At 73.0% G+C, this 6,281-nt stretch carries 5 protein-coding genes; 2 read left to right on the top strand and 3 right to left on the bottom strand.

Annotated features, from left to right (window positions below):
• Positions 1-58: 58 nt before the first annotated feature.
• Entirely contained in the window at positions 59-979 is a 921-nt protein-coding gene (locus tag PKE44_RS13585) for a transglycosylase SLT domain-containing protein (RefSeq protein WP_324552083.1), read from the bottom strand.
• 129 nt (positions 980-1,108) lie between these two features.
• Positions 1,109-3,541, bottom strand: coding sequence for a penicillin acylase family protein (locus PKE44_RS13580; protein WP_324552081.1), 2,433 nt, complete (start codon positions 3,539-3,541; stop codon positions 1,109-1,111).
• A gap of 282 nt (positions 3,542-3,823) precedes the next feature.
• On the opposite strand from PKE44_RS13580, the gene PKE44_RS13575 reads away from it, so the two are divergent.
• On the top strand, positions 3,824-4,777 hold the full coding sequence (locus PKE44_RS13575; protein ID WP_324552079.1) for a methylated-DNA--[protein]-cysteine S-methyltransferase: 954 nt from the start codon (positions 3,824-3,826) through the stop codon (positions 4,775-4,777).
• On the top strand, positions 4,777-5,643 hold the full coding sequence (locus tag PKE44_RS13570; RefSeq protein ID WP_324552078.1) for a DMT family transporter: 867 nt from the start codon (positions 4,777-4,779) through the stop codon (positions 5,641-5,643). Before PKE44_RS13575 ends, PKE44_RS13570 begins: the two co-directional genes overlap by 1 nt.
• 9 nt (positions 5,644-5,652) lie before the next feature.
• Here the strand turns inward: PKE44_RS13570 and PKE44_RS13565 are convergent.
• Positions 5,653-6,281, bottom strand: a 629-nt coding sequence (locus PKE44_RS13565) for a response regulator (protein ID WP_324552076.1), incomplete at its 5' end; no start/stop codon positions are given.

Below are 6,281 nucleotides of genomic sequence, written 5' to 3'. Positions count from 1 at the left end.
AAGAATGTTGTAGCGGTCGAGCCACCACATGATGTCGCGGCCGCGATACCGCCGGGGCTCAGCGCCCGGCCGCGACCGGCGTCGTGCGCACCGGGCCTTGTCCCGGCGGCAGCGCCGCAACCAGCGCCGAGGGCTCGGTCAGCCCCTCGACGTGCGGATGCCACATGCGGCCGTACTGCTGCAGGATGCGGGCGACGTAGTTCTGGGTCTCGGCGTAGGGCGGGATGCCGCCGTTGCGATCGACCGCGTTCTCGCCGGCGTTGTAGCCGGCCAGCGCCAGCTGCACGTCGCCGCGGAAATACGCGAGCAGCCAGCGCAGATAGGCCATGCCGCCGCGCAGGTTCTGCTGCGGGTCCCAGACGTTCTGCACGCCGAAGCGGTCGGCGGTCGCCTGGATCAGCTGCATCAGCCCCATCGCGCTCGCCGTCGACTGCGCATCGGCGCGGAAGTTGGATTCGGCGGTGATCACCGCCAGCACCAGCGCCGGATCGAGCTGGTACTGCGGCGCCAGTTCGTTGACCCAGGCGACGATCTGCCGGCGCTCGGGCGTGTCGAGATCGAGCGGGCGCGGCGTCGACGGGCGGTAGGCGACCGACTGCAGCTGCGCGGCCGGCGCGCGGCAGCTCGCCGTCTTCACCGCCACCTTGCCGATCGCCTTCAGCATCTGCTGCGCCTGCGGATCGCCCTTCGCCGCCGCCTGCCGGAACCAGGCCGCGGCCAGCGCGTCGTCGCGGGCCACGCCGCGGCCCATCGCGTACATCCAGCCGAGCCGGTACTGCGCATCGACCGAACCGCGACCGGCGGCCGCGCAGTACAGCGTCAGCGCGCGCCCGGCGTTGCGGCCGACACCCTCGCCGTGCTCGAAGCGCTGTCCCCATTCGACCTGCTGCGCCACCGGTGCTGCCAGCAGCGTGGCCATGGCCGGCACGCCGGCGGACACGCCGGCTGCCTGCGCGCTGCCGAGTGCGGCGAGCAGCACGGCGCTTCCCCCTGTCAAGCGTCGGATCATCGTCGTGACTTCACACCAGAAACCGGTTCGGCCGCATGTTAACGGCGCCCGCCGACCCGGCACAGCCGCTGCCACCGGAAGATACAGCGCAAGCGGGGTTCACTGACCACCCGACACCGCGGCCGGCGGTCGCAGCGTCAGCGTGCCGAGCGCGCCGGCTTCATAGTCGCGCGCCTGCATCGACATCGGCAGTGATTCGACGCGCGTCCAGCGATCGAGCAGATCGGCGTAGTGCGGCGACAGCGGATTGCCGCTCTGGCCGCTCGAATGCATGAAGGTCGAACGATCCGGATCGGCAAGGTCGACGATCATGCGCAGACTGGCGACGTGGCGGGCGGCGTACGGCGCCTCGACATCATTGATGAAGAAGCGCGCGACATCGAGCGTCGAGACATCGCCGCCGACCGGCCGGCGCAGCTCGAACAGCGGCCGCAGCCAGGCGAGCTTCGAGAACGGCCGGTGCTCGGCGACGGCCGGATGCGCGTCGCCCCAGTGCCAGCGCGATTCATCGCTTCCGAAGCGCGCGTGCAGCTCGTCGAGCGCCTCGCCGAGCGCCGCGACCACCTGCTGCGCGCAGGACTCGGTCGCGGCCGTGCGCACGTCATCACACCAGCGCCCCTGCCCGTCGCGATCGTCGAGCACGTTGTTCATGAAGGTCGTGCGCTGGTCCCACAGCCGCTCGAACTCGGGCCCGAGCTCGTCGGCGTAGATGCGCCGGGTCAGCGCCCGGTACCAGGCCGAAAACACCAGCGGCTCGGCGGCATCGGCGCGCATGCCGTAATCCCAGCGCGCCAGCCGCTCGTGCCAGACGCGCGCCGCCGGCGGGTAGTCGGTGGCCGCTGCGCGCTGCAGCAGCTTCGGCAGCAAATCGGCGGCGAGCCCCGAGCGGATGTCGGCGTGCATCTGCCGGAAGCTCGCCGGCGTGTGCGCCGGCGTCGCGGCCAGCAGCTCCCGGATGCGCGCGGCGCGGTAGGCCGGCTGCCATTCGTCGGTCAGGTGCCAGCGGTAGCCGGGCGGTACGATGCGTTCGTTGGCGCTGTAGAGCGCGCCGTCGGCCGGATCGAACACGCGCGGCAATTCCTCGTACGGCACCCAGCCGGCCCAGTCGTAGCGCGCCTCCCAGCCCGGCGCCGGCGCCAGCCCGAGCAGGTCGTTGTCGGGCCTGCGCACCGGGATGCGCCCCGGCGACAGAAAGCCGATGTGACCGTCGACATCGGCGTACACGAAGTTCTGCTGCGGCGCGACGAACTCGCGCAGCGCCTCGTTGAAGCCGGTCCAGTCCTGCGCGTACGCGAGCTTCGAGGCGGCCCGGAAGCTCGCGTCGTCCTCGGCGAGCGCCGTCCACGCCAGCGCCAGCCCGTAGCCGGCCGGCAGCGCATCGCCGGTGCGGGTGTCCGGCAGCAGCGGGCCGTGGCGGCTGGTGCGCACGGTCAGCCGTTCGTCGGGCGCGTTGCGCACATGCAGGATTTCCTCGCGCTGTTCAAAGCGCTGCCAGCCGTCCGGCGTCTGGTAACGCCCCGGATCGGCCGGATCGCTGCGTTCGACATAAAGATCCTGCACGTCCGGGTTGGTGTTGGTCAGGCCCCAGGCGATGCGCTCGTTGCGGCCGATCACGACCATGGGCACGCCGGGCAGCGTCGCGCCGATCACGCGCAGGCCCGGGGCTTCGAGGTGCGCGAAGTACCAGATCGCCGGCGCCGTCAGCCCGAGGTGCGGATCGTTGGCGAGCAGCGGCTTGCCGCTGGCGCTGCGGCTGCCGGCGACCACCCAGTTGTTCGAGCCCAGGCCATCGGTATCCGTGCGGGGTTGCGGACCGAGGGCGGCGAGCGGCAGGTCGAGCCCGCGGTACAGCGCCGCGTAGTCGGCGACCGGCAGCGGTCCGGCGTACGGCACCGGCGGCAGGAAGTCCTGGATGCGCGCGGTCGGCAATTGTCTGGCGAGCCGCAGGCGCGTCAGCTCGCCGCTCCAGTTGCTGCCGAGATCGAGCGCCATGACCTTCAGCCAGGACAGCGAATCGGCCGGCTGCCAGGCCTCGGGGCGCACGCCGGTCAGCAGGAATTCGGGCGGCAGCGGCCCGCCGTGCGCGGCAATCCAGGCGTTGACGCCGGCGGCGTAGGCATCGAGCACGGCGCGGGATTCGGCATCGAGGTTGCGGTAATTGCGCTCGGCGACACGCCGAAGCCCCATCGTGCGCAGCAGCCGGTCGGTGTCGAGCGCCGTCGCGCCGAGTGCCTCGGCGATGCGCCCGCCGGCGATGCGCCGCGACATCTCCATCTGCCACAGCCGGTCCTGCGCATGCACGACGCCGAGGGCGAACCAGGCATCGTGGACATTCTGCGCACGGATGTGCGGCACGGCCGCGGCGTCGCGCACGATGCTCACCGGCGCCTGCAGGCCGGGCAGGCTCAGTTCGCCGGCGAGCGGCGGCAGCGAGCCGCGCAGCCAGTACCAGCCGCCGGCGATCCCGAGTGCGAGCAGCGCCGTCAGCACCGCCAGCGTCCGCCACGCCGTGCGCACGAATCGATGCGACATCCCCATGACCGATCCCCTCTTCCGGCCGCTGCCGCGGCGAAAGTCCGCGATGATGCACATCCGGCCGGACGCGCGTCACCGCAGCTTCATGACAGTTTCATCACCCCGTCATGTTCCTGCGCTGCGACGAGCCACATGGAGGCAGCCACCGGCCGGGCGTGCACAAAAAATCCCGGTGCAGCCTCCGGACCGGCTGCGGGCGAAGCCGCAGGAATCGGGTGGGCGGACCGCCGGGCAGCGGCCAGAATGCCGCCCGCCCGTCCCCGTCCGCGGAGAGCCCGCATGTCCCCGTCTGCCGAAACCGCTGCCGCCGTCCCGTCCACCGGAATCTTCGAAGCCGTCGAACCCGCGCGCGCATGGACGATGGTCGCGGGCGCGATCGAGCAGCTCTGCGCGCGGAGCCCGGCCGCGGTGCCGCTCGCCGAGCTGGCGGCGGCGGCCGGCCTGAGCGAAGGCCAGTTCCAGCGCGTGTTCTCGGCCTGGGCCGGCATCAGCCCGAAGCGCTTCCAGCAGTTTCTCGGCAAGGAATACGCGAAGCAGGCGCTGCGCGCCGGGCAGGACGTGCTGAACGCCGCGCTCGCCGCCGGCCTGTCGGGTCCGGGCCGGCTGCACGATCTGCTGGTCAGCGCCGAAGCCGTGTCGCCCGGCGAATGGCGCGCCGGCGGCAGCGGCCTGACGCTCTGCTGGGGTTTCGCCGACACGCCGTTCGGCCGCGCCTGCCTGACGCTCGCGCCGCGCGGCCTGCACCGGCTGACGTTCGCGGACACGGCCGATGCGGAACTTGCGCGCCTGCGTGCCGACTGGCCGCACGCACGGCTGGTCGAGGACCACACCGCCGCGCAGGCGATGGCCGATGCGGTGTTCGCACAGCCGCCCGCACCGGGCCGCGCGCTGCACCTGTGGGTGCGCGGCACGCAGTTCCAGCTGCGGGTCTGGGAGGCGCTGCTCGCGGTGCCGCCGGGGCGGCTGGTGGCCTACGCCGACCTGGCCCGCGCGCTCGGCCGCCCCGGTGCGGCGCGCGCGGTCGGCGGTGCGGTCGGCGCCAATCCGGTCGCGGTGCTGATTCCGTGTCATCGCGTGATCCGCGCCGCCGGCGAACTCGGCGGCTACCACTGGGGGCTGACGCGCAAGCGGGCGCTGATCGGCTACGAGGCGGCGCGCGGCGCAGTTGAAGCAGTGCCGCCCTCTGTCGGAGCCGAAGCGGCAGACCTCTTCCCCGCCGGAGCCAGCGACTGATGCGCACCGCCGATCTCGCGCGCCTCGTCGCGCTCGCGGCGATCTGGGGCGCGTCCTTCGTGTTCCTGCGCGTGCTGGCGCCGGTGCTCGGTGCGGCGTGGACGGCCGAATCGCGCGTGCTGATCGCCGGCCTCGCGCTGACCGCGTGGTTTCGCCTCACCGGCTTTGCACCCGGCTGGCGGCGCAATGCAAAGGTGTTCGTCGTCATCGGTCTGCTGAATTCGGCGCTGCCGTTCGTGCTGTACGGCTGGGCCGCGCAGCACCTGCCGGCGGCGGTGATGGCGGTCGTCAATGCCTGCACGCCGCTGTCCGGCGCCGTGTGCGCGGCGATCTGGCTCGGCGAGCCGCTGACCCGCACCCGGCTCGGCGGCATCGGCTGCGGCATCGCCGGCGTCGCGTGGCTGAGCTTCTCCCGCCCGGCGGGCGGCCCGCTGCCCGACCCGCAGCTGCTGCCGGCGATCGCCGCCTGCCTGCTGGCGACGCTCTGCTACGGCCTGGCCGGCGTCTACCTGAAGCGCTGCGCGAGCGCCGTCGCCCCGCTCGCGATCGCCGGCGGCAGCCAGCTCGCGGCGGCACTGTGGCTCCTGCCGCTGCTGCCGTTCGCCGCGCCCGTCGGGACGCTGACCGGCCCGGTGCTCGCGAGCCTGCTCGGCCTCGGCCTGATCTGCAGCGCCCTCGCCTACGGGCTCTATTACCGCCTGATCGCCGACCTCGGCCCGACGCGCGCGCTGACCGTGACCTTCCTGATCCCGCCCTTCGGCGTCGCGTGGAGCGCGCTGCTGCTCGGCGAACCGCTGTCGCCGGCGCTGGCCGGCAGCGGCGTGCTGATCGTGGCGGGGACGGTGCTGGTGCTGCGCGGACGCTGAGGTTCGCGCTCAGCCCTCGCCTTCCGGCGGCAGCCAGCGCTCCAGCAGCCGGCGCAGCGCGTCGCCGGTGAAGGGCTTGCTCAGGTAGTCGTCCATGCCGGCGGCGAGGAAGCGTTCGCGGTCGCCGGACATGGCGTTGGCGGTCAGCGCGACGATGATCGAGGCCGGGCCGCCGGCCTGCGCGCGGCGGATTGCCGCGGCGGCCTGCAGGCCGTCCATGACCGGCATCTGCACGTCCATCAGGATCAGCGGGTAATGGCGGCCGGTCGCCGCCTTGACCGCGGCCTCGCCGTCGCCGACCACCTCGACCGCGAAGCCGAGCTTGCGCAGGTGTGCGCTGGCGACGCGCTGGTTGGTGCGGTCGTCCTCGGCGAGCAAGAGCGTCGCGCCGCGCGGCACGACCGCGGCACGTGCCGGCAGCGTGCCGTTGGGGGCCGTCCCGCTGCCGCTGCGGCCGTACAGCAGCGCACCCAGGGTTTCGTGCAGCGCCGCGCGGCGCAGTGGCAGCGGCCACGCGTGCGACGCGCGCTGGCGCTGCTGGCACTGCTGCTGACATTGATCCTCGGCACGCAGGTGGCGGTGCAGCAGCGCGACGAGATCGCGGCGCGCTGGCCGGCCGCCGCCCCGCTGCTGCAATC

This window comes from Plasticicumulans sp. (genome assembly GCF_035331805.1).
Classification (GTDB): Bacteria; Pseudomonadota; Gammaproteobacteria; order Competibacterales; family Competibacteraceae; genus Plasticicumulans.
Note: the sequence above shows the minus strand (reverse complement) of the source record. Positions and strands in the feature narration are given on the sequence as shown.

What these genes read in the sequence shown, in the direction of transcription:
- PKE44_RS13575 (WP_324552079.1), top strand. Translation starts at nt 3,824, where the DNA reads ATGTCCCCGTCTGCCGAAACCGCTGCCGCCGTCCCGTCCACCGGAATC.
- PKE44_RS13580 (WP_324552081.1), bottom strand. Translation starts at nt 3,541, where the DNA reads ATGTCGCATCGATTCGTGCGCACGGCGTGGCGGACGCTGGCGGTGCTG.
- PKE44_RS13570 (WP_324552078.1), top strand. Translation starts at nt 4,777, where the DNA reads ATGCGCACCGCCGATCTCGCGCGCCTCGTCGCGCTCGCGGCGATCTGG.